Origin of the sequence: Enterococcus mundtii, assembly GCF_002813755.1 — a bacterium.
GTDB lineage: Bacteria > Bacillota > Bacilli > Lactobacillales > Enterococcaceae > Enterococcus_B > Enterococcus_B mundtii.
The window spans coordinates 2,432,072-2,448,403 of sequence record NZ_CP018061.1 but is presented as its reverse complement, the minus strand read 5'-3'; the positions used below and the strand labels follow the sequence as shown (position 1 = coordinate 2,448,403).

Below are 16,332 nucleotides of genomic sequence, written 5' to 3'. Positions count from 1 at the left end.
CCTGAAAAAAGGAGCGCACTTTTTGGCATCCATTATGAAATAAAGAAACTAGAACAAGAAAGTCGTTGCCTAACAGAGGAACTAGATTTATAAAAAATTCAGGACTTCTTGAACCCAAACAAGAAGTCCTATTTCTATTCTTAAAAAGAACGTAAAATGAGTTGGATATTTGAAGGGCTTTCCAAGCATTGGTCGTTTCAAGCAATAGAATTGGCTAGGAGAGATTATCTACATTCTTCTGAAAGAAGTCCATTCTTTTAATTAACCGTTTATTCGGTTTAGGTGGTGCAAGAGGACTAATGTCCCAGACACGTTTCTTCGTTGATATACATTTAATAAGTAGATATTTTTTTTATTTTATCTCGGCTTGTTAGGTCAGTTCTGATCACTTTGCTGAGTCCTTTTTTTGTTGGATAAAGAAAAAATAGGTCATTCAGATACGTAAAAATTAAACAATAAATCTTGAGGATAGTTCCCCCAACGATCGCCGAAGATAGTCAAACCACCAGCATTTTCAGCAGTGGCAGGCGCAGCGATTTTAAAGGTGAAAAAGTCACTATGATCTAAGTCGATTTCATTAAGGTTGTGGTCTGTTAATTTCTCTCCATCGAGTGAAGTGTCATAGCGATTGATGCGTAAATGCTTAAGTAATCCATATTGACTAAATTCATCGATCCACCATTTCGGAGTCAAGGAACCTCTAACATCTGAAAAGTTCCCTGGAATGGTGTATTTACCAATGCAGTGGTTGTTTAAGTAAAATGAAAGATCACTTGGCCAATAGTTATTAGAAATTGGGAACTCAGAAGCGATTTCCATGCTGATTTCCAGTAACTCGATTTTTTCACCAGTTTTCAAAGGATTTGGAATTTTGTATTCTAGAAACCCATTATTTAGCCAGATGATGCTCGCATCAACACGATCTTGGTCAAGAAAAGACTTAGGGTCGTCTAATGCGCCAATCAATCGATCTTTCGTCGCCATACCGCAGGAAGGCTTAGCTTCAAAATCGGTAAAGTGGCCTATTTTCACTGATTGGGAGGTTAAATTCATTTGTGGAAACACTTTTGCGGGGAAATTGATATTAATGAAATCAGTTTTTAGAGATAAGTATTTTTTCTTCCAGTCTTGCCCCGATCCTTTTTCTGTTTTGATCAACTGTGCTTGTTCAAGTTTTCGGATGTGCTTTGTCATCAAAGCATTGCTGATCGCTAATTTTTGCCCAATTTCACTGATGCTTTTCTTACTATCTCCTAATTCTCTTAAAATCGCTAAGCGAGTTTCATTTGCGAGTGCTTCGTAGATCGGTAAAGATGCTTTCGTTAAATCCAATTCCATAGCTATCACCTCGTTATACTAATTAGTTTAATGAAAAGATGGATTAATTATATCACATGCTTTTGGATTTACAAAATTGTAAAATGATGGAATTTACCGTAATAAGCTTGCTAAAATAATATTGATAGCGCTTTATTTTTATAGTAACTTTACGGTGTAAACATTGATAGACGATAGTCTAACAATTATGTTTATTGATAATCAGGTATCATTTTACTTTTTAGTTAAATAAAGGGGTGTGGAAATTGAAAGTAAAAAAATTAATTGTTTTAGTAGGAACAAGCTTATTATGTACGTTGTTGTTAGCTGCTTGTGGTGGAAGTAATAGTTCAAGCAATGATTCGGAAATTTTGCTTTGGTCTTCGACGACGGGACCGGACGGTGAAAAAATCCAAAAAACGGTTGATCAATACAATAAAACAAATCCAGACTTTAAAGTAAAGTTAGTTAGTATGCAAGGTGACACCTTTACTTCGAAGTTGACGACTGCTGGAAAATCTGGCAAAGGCGTCCCAGATTTAGCTTTGATCGCATCGGAAGCTTTACCCACGTATAAGAACCAAGAGATGCTTGAGACTTGGGATGACATGATCGAAGGAACTGAATTGACACGTGGAAATTATGTAGAAGCTGCTTGGGATACTGGTGTGGTGGAGGATAGTCAATATGGGATTCCAGCAACGATGGGTTCGTGGGTGATGTATTACAACCAAGATTTGGTGGATAAATATGTTCCAGGAGCGTTGGATGATGGCGTAGTGACATATGAAGAAATCAGACAGGCTGGGGAAAAAGCAAAAGCAGATGGTATTTATAGTTTTGGCTATACATGGGGCATGCAAAATTATTCTAATCTTTACCAGCAAATGGGTGGAGAATGGCAAGATGCACAAGGAAACATCACTATCGATAATGATATTTCTTACAATGCCGTCCAAGAGTTTAAAACGCTATATGATGCCGGTTATATGGTCCCAGATGGCGAAGATGCAAACAAACTTTTTGCAAATCAACAGCTGATTTTTCTTCCAGAAGGAACATGGATGTTAAGTAATATGGAAGGAATAAGTGACTTCACTTGGGGTCAGACATTTACTCCGCAATGGGATGCTGGACATATCGTTCAAGGTTCAGGCGTCGATCAGTTTGCGATGCTTAAAACGAGCGAAGAACGTACGGATGAAAAGAAAAGTGGTATGATCGACTTTCTCACTTGGTTACAAGCAAACCAACTAGAGTGGGTCAAATCAGGCGCAAATCCAACTTCCTTAGCAATGCTAGACAATGAAGAATATGTGGAGATGCCACAATCATTCTTGTTGAAAACAGAAAAAGGACAAGCGGCAATTTCTGTCAACACGGTGGATGGCTTATCTTACATTTTTAGTGAATATGATAATCGTTCATGGGATATGATCACAGGAAAAGCAGATATCCAAACAACTTTTGGTGAGATCCAAAAAGTCGTAGAAGAAAAGATGAAATAATATTTTCACTTGGAGACTGTGGCAGAAGGAAGGGTGACCGTAAAAAGAATTCAGTCGGTTTTTTGATGGGCTAGGAATTCTGATGGGTAGGCTAAAATGCTGTCACAGTCGTTTCTTGTTGAAGGGTTGACTAGAAATACAGAGAAGGATGTGTATTGATGAAAAAAAGATTAAATGCCTGGCCAGTCGTTTTTATTGGTCCGCATATGCTCCTTTTTCTTTTATTCTTTTTAGTTCCTGCAGTTATTGGGATTTATGTTTCTTTTACTGAATGGGATTTGTTCAGTACGCCGGTTTTTATCGGATTTGATAATTTTAAAACGATTTTATTTGATCAAGACTCGTTATATCATACGCAATTTTTTAATGGAATGAAAAATACGCTGTTTTTTGCGGCAATCTCAGTTCCACTATGTATCGCGATCCCTTTATTGTTAGCAGTTGCGTTGTCTACTAAACCAAAATGGATGCGTTTTTTTCAATCGATTCTTTATTTGCCAACATTATTTGCAATCTCTGCGGTCATGATCATTTGGGGATTTCTTTTGAGTAAATCATTTGGACCGATCAAAGAAGTATTCGGTATCGATATCAATTTTGTGGGCACTCAACCATGGGCTTGGATCGCTATTTTGATCGTGACGATTTGGTGGACATTAGGTGGGAATCTGATTATTTATGTGGCTGCATTAAATGGCGTCTCAAAAGAACAGTTAGAAGCAGCGGAATTAGATGGTGCGAATAGTGTTACTAAATTTTTCCGTATTTCTTTACCTAGTATTCGCAACCAACTCATCTTTACAACGGTCATGACGACCATCGCTCAGTTTAATATCTATGGTCAGCCACTAATGTTGACGGGAGGCGGACCCAATAATTCCACTCGGGTGTTGATGATGTATATCCAAGAAAATGCCTTTGGTAGCAGCACCTCGGTTGCGGGCATTTCTTCAGCGATGGCCATTCTATTAGGTTTTGTGATCATGGCAGTTTCGATTGTGCAATTTCTGGTCATCAAAAAAATGGAAAGATAGGAGGGAAGAAGATGCGAGAAAATAAACTAGGGAAAAGGATTGCCTTTATTTTACTAGCAATCGTGTGCGTTATTTGGATCTTTCCTTTGATATGGGCAATTTTCACCTCATTTAAATCAGAGGCAGAGATTCAAAAGGTTGGGTTCAGTTTGCTTCCACAAGATTGGACGCTTGCTAACTTTTTGAGCTTGTTACACGGCAATGATTCTTCCCCTGTGTTCCGCTGGTTTGTGAATTCCATGATTATTTCAACTTCACATACCCTATTAGTTATGGTGATCGTCTCGTTTGCGGCCTATGGCTATACACGACTCACTTTTAAGGGCAGAGATTTTATTTTTGCTTTATTGTTAGGAACCATGATGTTTCCCGGAGTGGTCAATTTGATCCCGAACTTCAAAATCGTTGATACTCTAGGTTGGACAAATACATTTCTAGCAGTCATCGTACCTGGAGCAGCAGGTGTTTATAACATTTTCCTCGTTCGACAGTTCATTTTAGGAATTCCCAAAGAATTGGATGAATCGGCTGTGATCGATGGGGCAAATGAGTTTCAAATTTTTTATTATATCATTTTACCGCTGATCAAACCTGTATTGACTGTGGTTGCATTGTTTAGTTTTACTGGCTCATGGAATGACTTCTTGTGGCCTTCGATCGTGATCAACGATATTGATAAATTACCGATCACACCGGGGTTGCAATTGCTGCAAGGTCAATACATGACCTATCCAGGAATTGGAACTGCTGGTGCAATCTTGGCGTTGATCCCTACCTTTTTATTGTATTTGGTGGCGCAAAAGAGCTTTATGGCGTCGATGTCGTTGCAAAGTGGTATAAAATAATTTGTTTTTTTGGAGGAAATATGATTAGAGAAGAATACCCGAGACCGCAATTTGAGAGAGGGAATTGGTTAAGCCTAAATGGTGAATGGCAATTTGCCTTTGATGACCAAAATCTTGGTTTGAAAGAAAAGTGGTACACAAATAAAGCAAATTATGCTTACAAGATCAATGTTCCTTTTGTCTATCAAAGTGCATTAAGTGGCATTGATCAGCGAGAAGTTCATGATATTGTCTGGTATTATCGGACCTTCAATGTACAGGTTCCTGAAGAAAGCCGTGTCCTTTTGCATTTTGGTGCAGTGGACTATGAGGCAGATGTATTTGTCAATGGACATCATGTGAAAAATCATTGCGGGGGGCACACCTCTTTTGATATCGACATTACGGATGCTCTTGTGGCGGGAGAAGAGCAGATACTAAGTGTGCGAGCATTCGATCCGCATTTTGATGAAAGCATCCCACGAGGGAAACAATTTTGGGAAGAAGAATCAGCAGGGATCTGGTACACAAACTCAACGGGGATCTGGCAGCCGGTCTGGCTAGAAGTAGTTGCTGCGACCCACTTGCAACAAGTGAAATTTACTAGTGATTTTGATGCTGGCGCCGTGATGATCGATGTTGAATTGAATCAGTTAAAGCCACAATTAGTGTTAGAGTATCAAATCTATTTTAAAGGTGCTTTAGTCATCAGTGGGGCTGCAGAGTTTGTGACTTCTAAGTTGAGTTTTGCAGTCGATATTTTTCAACAACAAATTTTTCGGACCAATTTTCATCACGAGGGCTGGTCTTGGACGCCCGAAAATCCACAATTATTCGATGTTGAATTGACTCTTAGGGAAGCTGGAAATGCGATTGATCAATTAAAAAGTTACTTTGGTATGCGTAAAATACAGACAGAAAATGGCATGATCTACTTAAATAACAAACCTTACTATCAGAAATTGGTTCTCGATCAAGGCTATTGGCCTAATGGCTTGTTGACTGCCCCTACAGATGAGGCATTTAAACAAGATATCTTATTAGCAAAAGAAATGGGTTTTAACGGTTGTCGTAAACACCAAAAAACAGAAGACCCGCGCTTTTTATACTGGGCAGATAAATTGGGATTTCTGGTTTGGGGCGAGTGTGCAGCACCGGCGATCTATACCGACCTTTCTGTGACGCGCTTGATGCAGGAGTGGGCAGAGATCATTACTCGTGACTATAGCCATCCTTCGATCGTCACTTGGGTACCGATCAACGAGAGCTGGGGTGTACCAAAAATCTCTTTTGATCGCCAACAACAGCATTTTTCTCAAGCAATGTATCACTTCATCCATTCACTAGACCAGCAACGATTGGTTATTTCAAATGATGGTTGGGCGATGACGGAGACAGATATTTGTGCGATCCATAATTATGCTCATGGACAAGAATCCGAAAGGCAAAAATATCTTTACTTTAAAGACAGTCTCAGTACGAGAGAAAAATTGGTGAATCGAGTATCAACACCATGGCCGATTTTCGCTGGAGGATTTTCTTATCAGGATCAGCCTATTTTATTAACCGAGTTTGGCGGTATTGGCTTTGATGTTTCTGGGCAACCAGGTTGGGGTTATACCTCAGTGGAGAATAAACAAGATTTCTTGAAGGATTATCAACGAATAATGACGGCTGTTTATGATTCTGTCGGACTTTGGGGGTATTGCTATACCCAATTGACAGATGTCGAGCAAGAAATCAATGGGTTACTGACCTATGACCGACAACCGAAAGTTGATTTAGCAGCTATTAAAGAAATCAATGATCAGTTCCATCCAACGCAGGTGGAATAATCCGATTGTTGTGGAAAGGGGCGATGTCTGATGGGAAAATCAGTGGTTTGGCTCAGTAGTGTAAGTGTCCTGTTTGCTGCACTTGTGATAACAGGTTGTGGGGCTGGAACTGATGCGGGGGAAGAAGTGTCCGATTTTACTTCTATTATCGATAATGATGGAGCGGATCCTTGGATCTTGCAAACGGAGTCTTACTTTTATTATACCAAAACGACTGGGAATAATTTAACGCTATGGCGTGCTGAAAACCTCTCTCTCGTGGCAACCGGTGAAAAAAAGATCATCTGGGAAATGCCAGAAGAATTTGAAAGCATCTGGGCGCCGGAGCTTCATTACTTAGATGACCATTGGGTGATGTATTTTGCAGCGAATCGCCCTTCAGAAACCCACCGAATGTTTGCATTAGTTAATCATCAAACAGATCCATATATGGGTGACTGGCAATTGGAAGAGATCAAAGGGATGGATGATAAATTTGCGATTGATGGCACCGTCTTAGAGATAAGTGACAAACGCTATTTTCTTTGGTCTGGTTGGGAAGGATATGAAAATATTGCTCAAAATCTTTATTTAGCAGAAATGGTTTCTCCTACAAAAGTAGTTGGTGAAAAACGGCTTATCTCAAAACCAGAATATGAATGGGAAATGCGTCAAACGCCATTAATCAATGAAGCCCCTCAAGTGATCATCAAAGATAAGACAGTCAATTTGGTATATTCTGCGAGTGGGAGCTGGGACAACGATTATGCGCTAGGTCTTATGACCCTAGATGTAGCTGATGATCCGCTAGAAAAAGCCAATTGGCAAAAGAAACCAGAGCCAATTTTCCAACAGACAAACACTGTCTATGGACCCGGGCATAATGGATTTGCTAAATCAAAAGATGGCTCTGAAGACTGGTTGATTTATCATGCTGCTCGATGGGATCATTCGGGCTGGGAACGTTCGATCCGCTTGCAAAAGTTTGGTTGGGATCAAGAGGATAAGATCCTGCTGGAACCTCCCTTGGATGAACGGTGCGTTCAATCGTTGCCAAAAGGTGAGCCGAATCGGATGAGATTACCCGCCAGTCGTGCGTTGCTTGAAGGTGATTTAGCGATTGTCGAGGATGATGCGGCACTCTCTAAGAAAGTCGTACAAGGATTTGAGTCAATTACTGACAAAATTATTTTTACCCCGCAGATCGAGAAAGCAACTGAATCTCTAGTGATTGTCTATGTCAAAACGAACGATCCTCTTATCATGAATGAACCGATCCGGATCAAGATCGAAACGAAACAAGCAAGTCAGTTGGTGGATGCGTATCCTTCCAAATATTATCAACCGCTACAAGTCCGTATGAAATTACCAAAGGGAGAGCAGGAAATCATGATTTCGTCCGAAATTGGGGTTGATACCCTGAGTATTGATCGTTTAGAAATCGTAAAATAAAGAATATGGAGGAATTCTTCTAACTAACAACGATTGGTGACACTCATTTGGTTCATACTAATTTGTCTTTATATGATCTAGCATGAGTCTTAGACTGTAGACAAACTCTTAAAGCTAGAGTTTTGTTTATAGTCTTTTTTATGTTAGTTGTATAAATAAGTTGGGTTCTTTGTCAAACGATGTAAAGAGAAATCTTAGAATGATTGGTTGATCTGAAACAAAAGCAAAAATTAACTTTTGTCTTTCACCTTAAAACCGAATAAATGACAGAAACAGAAGTGACCTCTTTTTTATTTCATTAAAAATCCTTTCCTGTGCCGTATCAAGACTCGCAAGTTAAAGTGATAAAAACTTCGAAAACCATTGGCATTTTTTTGATTTAGGAAATATGAGTGAGAAATTTCTATATCAGTATCAAAAGCCATTATTTTTTATACTGATACTAGGCAGTGTGTTTACATAAAAGTAAAATAAATGAGCGAAAATGAACGGAAAACAGATGAATTTTAAATAACTAACATCACATATTTATATTTATATAAATATGCCCAATAAGAAGTTAGATTACATTTGGATACTCTATTCTATTGATGAAGCTATCCTCTGAAATAAAAAATATAAACATGCTAGGCAATGCATCATAAGTCTAGATTAAGGAGAAAATCAAAATGAAAAAAATTCTATTATTCGTTGGGGTGTTTGGAATAGTAACATTAGGTGATGCCGTTTCTGCGCAAGAAATCAATCCATTGAGCGAGCAAGAAAGGGAAATTGCTAATAAGGTAGTTAATTCAGTCGATTTTTACGATAAGGTAAGTATATCCTTTCGAGAAAAATATGGGAATTTATCTGACAGGGAGTATCAAGTACAAGCAAAACTAGACTTTTCTAAAGGTATTCTGGATGAAGAATTTGTTGAGGTATTTGAAAATGAAACAACGGGTGAGCAAAAAGCAATCATCTATGATAAGTCTAAAAATAAAAATTTAGTTGATGTGAATTTTAAAGAAAACGATTACTTTGTAAGTCAATATAACGTTGATATTGATCGAGCCAATAAGGGTAAATCAATTGAAAGCCGATTAACAAAAAATGGTTTAGGAGAAACGGTTTTGAATCAACGAGATTCTGTTTTACCGCTATCTATGTCAGCAGATGCTGTCTTTTCACAACTTTATGGTGCCCAACTTTTTTCTCTCTATAATCATTGGGAAATCATTCGGACAGAAAAGCTACTGGGAAGGGACGTTGTTTTTCTTGAAGGAGAGTATCCAGAGGAATTTGGGTCAAAAGTAAACGCTCAAACTTTTAAAGCATGGATCGATGAAGCAACAGGAATTATTCTTAAGTTTGAAGGTTTCGCTGATTCCATCATGACCAATTATTTGATCGTGGATACGATCGACTTTGATTCAGAAGTAACGATCAGAAACATAGAGGAAATAAAAAAAGATAATTTTGATGAATATAAATTTCCAATAGAAAAACAGTATTCCGGAGATGGAACTTTAATTAGTGTAAAAAAACCTAATTTAGCGGAGCAACCACTGGTTGATTTATTTGTTCTTGATAATGACCACTTAACCGGTCAAGGAACAGTCACTAATGAAGGCTTCAACTGGATTTCAAATGCATCTATATTTTACGGGAAGAAAGATATGTGAGTAGAGATAGTCAAGCTTGGTACTTATATTAAATGGTGGCCATACCAATTATTCGCGTATGTTCAACAAATCATGTAGTAGTCCTTTTTATTTTTTGAAAAGATAGGAGAGTGAACAAACTAGAATGAAGAAACGGATAGTATCTATCTTGTTGTTTGTATTACTAATTACTGGTTGTAGTAACGAATCAAGTACAGGACAATCTCAAACAAGAGACAGCATGGAGGAAACAATAGAAAGTACTTCTTTACAGGAAATAACTGATTCAGACCATTTGACATTCGAGGAATATAAAAAAGCATTTCCTGGTCCTGGACAAGTCGATGAAGCCTATCAGAAATTAAAAATAAAAAGTGATATCTCCCACGACCAGTTACAAGATCTCTTGATCAAGTATTCTTGGAAACTGGAGGGTGGAGGTATCTTGATCTTCAATGAATCAGGTGAAGTACAGCGAATCAATCTGTCTGGGCTGACAGAGTATGCTGGAATATATTCAGTTAATCAAGATAACTTCTATTTAGAACCAGATCCAGCAAGTGTGAACTATGCGAATGTGATCAAAGATCATAAGTACAGGATCGAAGCAGATAAATTGTTTTTATTCAGCGAGGAAGTGAAAGAACATCAAGTCATTATGTATCCTATGAAAAAAATAATTCCATAAATAACTGTTTTTTATCTCTGTTTTTTATGGATATAAACCTCAATCGCTTATAATTATTGATTAGGGTCAAAGTACAAAGGAACTATAAGAAAAAAATTGGTATAAGGACCAAATATAATTTTTATTCTAAGTTTACGTTTGATATGCTATAAAAAAATGATATCTATCGTAAAAAAACGCTAGAACCATTAATAAAGGAAATATTACTAGATTGTTTTCATCAGTAAAGTTGAGATCAAGAGTAACATATAAAAGAATAAAGTGAGATAAAGTGAAGAAATCATTTTATTTTGCCAAGATAAAATGATGTTTTGCTGTTTTTGATTATTAAAGTAGTATATCAAATATGATTTATTTTTAGCTATAACCAGATATCCTTGGCTAATGCTCTCTTTAGAGTAGAAACATGTAGTTAAACTCAACAACAAGAAGAAGATTCCTAAAATTAAAAAAAAGGTAGAAAGATTCAAGATGTTCTTTGAAACTAGCACATTTGAAAGGATAAATGAAATTGAAGTCAAAAAAATGTATTGATTACTTTTTTTTAACATATGAATGTATATTTCTGTTTCATCAGAAGCTGCAGAGAAAATTTTTTTTGAATATATGTATTGTTTAAATAATTCTATTCGATTACTGATTAATATCAAAGATACAAGTGAGATTAACATAAGACCTAGAATACCGAAGTTAAGTATGTCTAAGTAATGATACATAGTATTGCCTCCTTTAGTATTTATGTAGCTTAAAAATGCTATCAGATATAATTAACAAATAGAAACATTATCATCTATAAGTATACGCAATGAATGGATAGATAAAACGCAATCAGCTAAAATAACTTTCTATAATGAGAGTTATTTTAACTGGCTATCATAAAAGAAAAAGCTACCCTCTAATTTGAAAGGATAGCTTTATTCATTGCTTATTTGTCTGTTTGTTCACCAATTTGGTGGGCTTTTTGTTTTTCAGTTTCCCTGACGATATAGACTGGGCGTTTTTTCGTTTCTAGGAAGATTTTTCCGATATATTTCCCAATGATACCAAGAGAAAGAAGTTGGATTCCGCCGATGAATAGGACGATTGAGACGAGTGAAGGCCAGCCGGATGTTGGATCACCAAATAATAACGCACGTAAAATAATAAATAAGATGGCGATTCCTGAACCGATACATGATAGTGCGCCAACAAATGAGGCGATGTTCAATGGCGTGTCAGAAAAATTGACGATCCCATCGATTGAATAGTTGAATAATTTCCAAAATGACCAAGACGTTTCACCGGCAACGCGTTCGCGATTTTCAAATGAGAGATACTCTGTTTTGAATCCTACCCAACTGAATAGTCCTTTTGAAAAGCGATTGTATTCCGCTAATTCTAAGACCGCATCCACCATTTGGCGAGTCATCATGCGATAATCTCTTGCACCGTCAACCATTTCAGTATCACTGATTTTATTGATCAATTGGTAAAATTTCTTCGCAAAGAAACTACGGATAGCTGGTTCACCTTCACGAGTAGAACGGCGTGTACCGATACAATCGATATCGGAGTTGATGACTTTATCGATCATCACTGGTAATAATTCAGGTGGATCTTGTAAATCGACGTCCATGACAGTGACAAGGTCTCCTGTAGAGGCTTGCAGGCCGGCATATAGTGCGGCTTCTTTTCCGAAATTTCGTGAAAAAGCGACAAAACGAACGGATTCATGTACATTCGCTAATTTTTTGATGGCAGCTAATGTACCATCACTTGACCCATCATCGATAAAAAGATACTCGAACTCGTAATCGCCACGAAATTTTTCGACTTCATCAAAAAAAAGTGGGACAGTTTTTTCTTCATTAAAACAAGGGATAACAATTGATATTTTCATGTTTTCGTTCCTTTCAAGCATGTTTTCTCCTATAACTAGTATAAATAAAAGTATGTTTAAATAACAATGATATAAGATAATTATCTTTATTATAAGTGCCGTATACAGTGTACCATCTCTATGTCATTAAATAAACTTTTAGGTTGATTTTTTTCGAAGAATCATAGATGATAAATAAAATAAGTGATGAGGAAGGCGGACAAAAATGAAAATTGAAACACCAATCGGTCCTTTATGGCTTGATGCCGATCAAAAAGGATTAACAGCTGTCTCTTTTGAACGAATTTCTGAAAATGAAGAAGCAAATGCTCAGATTTTATCCTTGGCAAAACAACAGCTGCAAGAGTATTTTTCAGGTGAAAGACACGTTTTCGATGTACCTTTATCTTTCCAAAGAGGAACAGCCTTTCAACAAAAGGTTTGGCGAGTGCTCACAAGAATCCCTTATGGACAAAGTCGCACATATAAACAAGTGGCACAGGCAATCGGACAACCAAAGGCAGCTCGTGCGATTGGTCAAGCCAATCGTTTGAATCCTCTACCAATCGTTATTCCTTGTCACCGAGTGATTGGGCAAAATGGACAATTGACTGGGTATATGGGGAAAGCTGAAAATGGGTTAGTGATCAAACGGCAACTATTAGTGCTTGAAAATATTTTAGCTCATTAGGCTGTACTACTAGCTGACAATACAGATAAATAAGCACCAACACCTCGAAATAGAAGATCTTTCCGAGCTGTTGGTGCTTATTTTACTTATAGTTTGATCAACCAAATAAAGAATAAAGCCATGATCGTTTGTAAAAGTCCCACAGTCAATCCATACGTCAAGAATCGTTTTCCTTCTTTCATGAACTTTGCAAAATCCAAACGTAAGCCAATCGCGGCTAATGCAGTGACCTCAAACCACCCACTAATAAAACTAGCGCTTTGATCGATCACATGGGGAATGGTGAAGAAGCTGTTGATTAAACACACGATCAAGAAGCCTAAAACGTACCAAGGAAGTGGCATTTTTCGTTTGTGGTTTTTTGGCGTATACGTAGAAGAGACGGCCGGCTGTTTTTTTGTCATAAATTTTTCAAAGAGGAATACCACGACCACAAGCATCATGATCCGCATGATTTTAAACAGCATCGCAAATTGCACGACTGAAGCATCTAATAGACTTGCTCCAGCAACCACTTGTCCAACGGATTGTAAAGTACCACCTATAAGCGCACTTTTTTCGATCAGTTGATCACCAAATAGTTGGAGACCTAAAAAGGGAAGTGTCAACATCATCACTGTCCCTAAAAGATTGACCAAGGTAATGACTTGGCCCTTTTCTTCTTCATCTGCATGGATCACTGGAGCAATCGAAGCAATGGCTGAAGAACCGCAAATGGCGTTCCCGCCTGCCATCATCAAGGAAAATGTATCGCTGAACAATAGTTTTTTTCCGATGAAATAGGCACCAAGAATCGTGACAGTCATTTGGAGTAACACGAAAGTTACGCCTTTGATACCAATCTGTGCAATCGTTTGGATCGTCACAGTTGCACCAAGCAAGAAAACGGAACATTCTAATAGTTTACTTTCGGCAAATTTGGTGCCCACCGCAAGTTCAGGTTGCTTAAACAATGTGTTTCCTAAAACGATGCCAAGTAAAATCGCAATGGTTCCTGCACCGAGTTGTGGGACGAAGGGTGCCAGTAGCCGACTAATGACTGCGACGGAAAAGGCGAGTAGTAGTCCGGGTAAGATTTTTCGACCACCAAATTTTTTCAACGTTTTTATATAAGTGAATAAAGCATTCATTTGATTCTTTCCTTTCATGTAAGAAAAAGTTTATCTAAAATATAGTATCATTTAATTGTTTCCTCGTGAATACAAAAAAACCTTCTGCCTTTTTACTAAGTGAAAAAGACAGAAGGTGAAGTCTATTCTATCAATCCCTTTGAAAGGTGATGTTTATGTTGACTGTGTTCTTTAATCAAGTAGATGGCATAGTGTCCTAAGACGTAAGCGATCATGCCACAGGCAATCAAACACTCGATGACTTTCAATCCATCTAAGATCCCTGTAGCAAACCCTAGTTGATGGAAATAAGCAGTGGCAGTAGAGATTGCTGTAGCAGAGATCACCAATGGGAAAGTAAAGGCTGCAAAGCTTGGATAAAAATCAAGCAATAACAGACGTGGTAACATGGCTAAAACGATAAAGTAAAGTACTTGCGAAACAAGGAACAACGTCATGACTAAGGCCAAATTTGGGTCTTCAAAGTTTTTTAAGTACCCTGTCAGGCACAAAGAACCAGGTGCTGCAAGAATCGCAATCAATGGCAAGGTTGGTTGCGCCATATTTTTGACAAAGAAAATTCGATGGATGATGATTGGTAGTAGTACTACATAACAAGCTAACGAAAGCCAGAAGAAGATCTTTCCAAGAATCGGAGAAAAGTTTCCAGCAGTTACTGTGATGACACCAAAACCAACATACACGATAAACCAGCTTGGAAAAATTGCTTCTATTGACAAGTCTGCTTTAACTACATGATGGTAATTAAAGTACAGAACCAAGATGATTTGGAAGATCACTGCGGCTAACCAAATCAATTTGACAATTGGCGCAATTGATTTGAAAGAAACAAAATACGTACAGATGACCATCAAAGACATCGTAAAGGTCGGCGAGACGGAAGCGACGATTGGATCATATAGATGTTGCTTCGTGTGTTCAAATAAAAGGATCAGTTTGCCGATGATCAACAGCATCAAAAGCATACCGATCGCGCCTACAAAATTTCCTAAATGCGTCAAATGATAGTCTTTTAAAAGATTCCCTAAAGAAGTCAATCCAAGGATCAACCCACAAATCGGGATCGGAACAATCTTCAAGAAATGCTTCATACATTACTCTCCTTTTTATTGATAATCAAGGACAGACTCGTTGCAACGATAAGTAGCCAACGATGAAAACTGCTTGTTACGAAGAATAGTAAAGTTTTTCAATGGGAAAAAACAAATCGCATGGATGCTTCTCCTTATCGTTGCAGTAAGCTGTCTGGAAGGTTGTGAGGTGTGTGTAACTGAAGGTCCACAACCTGTTCCTTACACTTTTCATTATAGAGTCTTTTTGATATATTTAAATCAAATAGTTATTATAGTTACTATAAAAAAAGATAATGGAAGTGGTTAGATGTTTAAGTTATTAACAACCTTTCGTGTCGTTTATGAAACAAGAAATTTTTCGCGAACCGCTGAATTACTCTATTTGTCTCAACCTGCGGTGTCCAATCAAATCAAACAATTGGAGCGGGATCTTGGAGTTGAACTTTTCCAACGCAATGGACGACAAGAGATGAAACCGACAAAACAAGCGGATTTGCTTTATGAACGAACATTGGTTTTATTGGAAGAATGGGAAACAACACAACAACAATTAGCGGATGAAAAAAATGAAGAAGAAGTGTGCCGGATCGTCGCTTCCCATACATTTGCTGTGTATTTATTGCCTCAATTGATGAAAGAGTTGATCGTGCGTTTTCCAAAAATCAAGTTTTCGATTGCTTTTGCGAATTCTCATGAGAGTTTGGAGCAAGTGGCAAAACATGAAGCTGATTTTGGTTTTATCGAAAAACCTTTAGAAACAACCGGCGTACAACGCTTTTCTTTACTTGAAGATGCGTTGGTCGTTGCAGGTGATCCTAAGAGTGAGCTATGGCTAGTCAGGGAATCTTCTTCAGGTGTGTTCCATTACACGCAACGTTATTTTGAAGAAAAGAATATCCAAGGAAAGAAAATGCTTGTAAAAAGTAATGAAGTCATTGTGGCGATGTTGAAAGAAGGAATCGGCCGATCCATATTATCCAAACGAGCAGTACCAAAAGGGATACACGTTGAACCTTTAGCTGAATCTCGTCAGTTCTATTTGATCCAACGGACCCATTTGACCTCTGAACGGTTATTAGAAGTAGGAAATGAGATCTTGGATTTCTATAAAAAGGAAAAGAAAAATTGAAAAATATCAGACGGAATCAATAGAACTTCTCCCTTGAATAAGCGTTTTTTTCGTTTTTATCTTAAGAAAGGATAAAGAGAAATGAATAAGATTAATTTTTCGCAAATCTCATTTGCTTTGGCTTTCATTTATAGAAGGAGACAGCTATAATATAGGGCAGTATGGTTTTTA

At 37.7% G+C, this 16,332-nt stretch carries 13 protein-coding genes; 9 read left to right on the top strand and 4 right to left on the bottom strand.

Features of this window, described 5'->3' with window-relative positions; all coding sequences use genetic code 11:
* Positions 1-429: 429 nt before the first annotated feature.
* Positions 430-1,338, bottom strand: coding sequence for an ArsR/SmtB family transcription factor (locus EM4838_RS11485; RefSeq protein ID WP_010734611.1), 909 nt, complete (start codon positions 1,336-1,338; stop codon positions 430-432).
* Positions 1,339-1,583: 245 nt separating this feature from the next.
* Between EM4838_RS11485 and EM4838_RS11480 the strand changes: the two genes are divergently transcribed.
* From EM4838_RS11480 to EM4838_RS11450, 7 genes are all read left to right on the top strand, one after another.
* Positions 1,584-2,825 (top strand): extracellular solute-binding protein, encoded by a 1,242-nt coding sequence (locus EM4838_RS11480; protein WP_071866898.1) that lies wholly within the window; start codon positions 1,584-1,586, stop codon positions 2,823-2,825.
* 158 nt (positions 2,826-2,983) lie between these two features.
* Complete coding sequence (locus EM4838_RS11475; protein WP_071866899.1) at positions 2,984-3,859, top strand: carbohydrate ABC transporter permease; 876 nt, start codon at positions 2,984-2,986, stop codon at positions 3,857-3,859.
* An 11-nt stretch (positions 3,860-3,870) separates the two neighbouring features.
* Positions 3,871-4,704, top strand: a complete 834-nt coding sequence (locus tag EM4838_RS11470; protein ID WP_071866900.1) for a carbohydrate ABC transporter permease — start codon at positions 3,871-3,873, stop codon at positions 4,702-4,704.
* Positions 4,705-4,724: 20 nt separating this feature from the next.
* Positions 4,725-6,518, top strand: a complete 1,794-nt coding sequence (locus EM4838_RS11465) for a glycoside hydrolase family 2 protein (protein WP_071866901.1) — start codon at positions 4,725-4,727, stop codon at positions 6,516-6,518.
* 30 nt (positions 6,519-6,548) lie between these two features.
* Positions 6,549-7,949: a glycoside hydrolase family 43 protein gene (locus EM4838_RS11460; protein WP_071866902.1), complete on the top strand. Its 1,401-nt coding sequence runs from the start codon at positions 6,549-6,551 to the stop codon at positions 7,947-7,949.
* A gap of 668 nt (positions 7,950-8,617) precedes the next feature.
* Entirely contained in the window at positions 8,618-9,613 is a 996-nt protein-coding gene (locus EM4838_RS11455) for a hypothetical protein (RefSeq protein ID WP_071866903.1), read from the top strand.
* A 124-nt stretch (positions 9,614-9,737) separates the two neighbouring features.
* Entirely contained in the window at positions 9,738-10,280 is a 543-nt protein-coding gene (locus tag EM4838_RS11450) for a hypothetical protein (RefSeq protein WP_071866904.1), read from the top strand.
* Positions 10,281-11,205: 925 nt separating this feature from the next.
* On the opposite strand, the gene EM4838_RS11440 is transcribed toward EM4838_RS11450, so the two are convergent.
* Positions 11,206-12,159 carry a glycosyltransferase family 2 protein gene (locus tag EM4838_RS11440; RefSeq protein ID WP_071866942.1) on the bottom strand — a complete coding sequence of 318 codons (954 nt, stop codon included), beginning with the start codon at positions 12,157-12,159 and terminating at the stop codon, positions 11,206-11,208.
* Positions 12,160-12,364: 205 nt separating this feature from the next.
* Here EM4838_RS11440 and EM4838_RS11435 point away from each other — a divergent pair, with 205 nt between their 5' ends.
* Positions 12,365-12,829 (top strand): methylated-DNA--[protein]-cysteine S-methyltransferase, encoded by a 465-nt coding sequence (locus EM4838_RS11435; RefSeq protein ID WP_071866906.1) that lies wholly within the window; start codon positions 12,365-12,367, stop codon positions 12,827-12,829.
* Between the two features lie 86 nt (positions 12,830-12,915).
* On the opposite strand, the gene EM4838_RS11430 is transcribed toward EM4838_RS11435, so the two are convergent.
* Together EM4838_RS11430 and EM4838_RS11425 are read right to left on the bottom strand one after the other, a co-directional pair.
* Entirely contained in the window at positions 12,916-13,959 is a 1,044-nt protein-coding gene (locus EM4838_RS11430) for a YeiH family protein (protein WP_071866907.1), read from the bottom strand.
* Positions 13,960-14,081: 122 nt separating this feature from the next.
* Complete coding sequence (locus EM4838_RS11425; RefSeq protein WP_019723785.1) at positions 14,082-15,050, bottom strand: TDT family transporter; 969 nt, start codon at positions 15,048-15,050, stop codon at positions 14,082-14,084.
* Between the two features lie 289 nt (positions 15,051-15,339).
* Between EM4838_RS11425 and EM4838_RS11420 the strand changes: the two genes are divergently transcribed.
* Complete coding sequence (locus EM4838_RS11420; RefSeq protein ID WP_071866908.1) at positions 15,340-16,161, top strand: LysR family transcriptional regulator; 822 nt, start codon at positions 15,340-15,342, stop codon at positions 16,159-16,161.
* Positions 16,162-16,332: the final 171 nt, after the last annotated feature.

What these genes read in the sequence shown, in the direction of transcription:
- EM4838_RS11455 (WP_071866903.1), top strand. Translation starts at nt 8,618, where the DNA reads ATGAAAAAAATTCTATTATTCGTTGGGGTGTTTGGAATAGTAACATTA.
- EM4838_RS11435 (WP_071866906.1), top strand. Translation starts at nt 12,365, where the DNA reads ATGAAAATTGAAACACCAATCGGTCCTTTATGGCTTGATGCCGATCAA.
- EM4838_RS11425 (WP_019723785.1), bottom strand. Translation starts at nt 15,050, where the DNA reads ATGAAGCATTTCTTGAAGATTGTTCCGATCCCGATTTGTGGGTTGATC.
- EM4838_RS11440 (WP_071866942.1), bottom strand. Translation starts at nt 12,159, where the DNA reads ATGAAAATATCAATTGTTATCCCTTGTTTTAATGAAGAAAAAACTGTC.
- EM4838_RS11470 (WP_071866900.1), top strand. Translation starts at nt 3,871, where the DNA reads ATGCGAGAAAATAAACTAGGGAAAAGGATTGCCTTTATTTTACTAGCA.
- EM4838_RS11465 (WP_071866901.1), top strand. Translation starts at nt 4,725, where the DNA reads ATGATTAGAGAAGAATACCCGAGACCGCAATTTGAGAGAGGGAATTGG.
- EM4838_RS11450 (WP_071866904.1), top strand. Translation starts at nt 9,738, where the DNA reads ATGAAGAAACGGATAGTATCTATCTTGTTGTTTGTATTACTAATTACT.
- EM4838_RS11430 (WP_071866907.1), bottom strand. Translation starts at nt 13,959, where the DNA reads ATGAATGCTTTATTCACTTATATAAAAACGTTGAAAAAATTTGGTGGT.
- EM4838_RS11460 (WP_071866902.1), top strand. Translation starts at nt 6,549, where the DNA reads ATGGGAAAATCAGTGGTTTGGCTCAGTAGTGTAAGTGTCCTGTTTGCT.
- EM4838_RS11475 (WP_071866899.1), top strand. Translation starts at nt 2,984, where the DNA reads ATGAAAAAAAGATTAAATGCCTGGCCAGTCGTTTTTATTGGTCCGCAT.
- EM4838_RS11485 (WP_010734611.1), bottom strand. Translation starts at nt 1,338, where the DNA reads ATGGAATTGGATTTAACGAAAGCATCTTTACCGATCTACGAAGCACTC.
- EM4838_RS11420 (WP_071866908.1), top strand. Translation starts at nt 15,340, where the DNA reads ATGTTTAAGTTATTAACAACCTTTCGTGTCGTTTATGAAACAAGAAAT.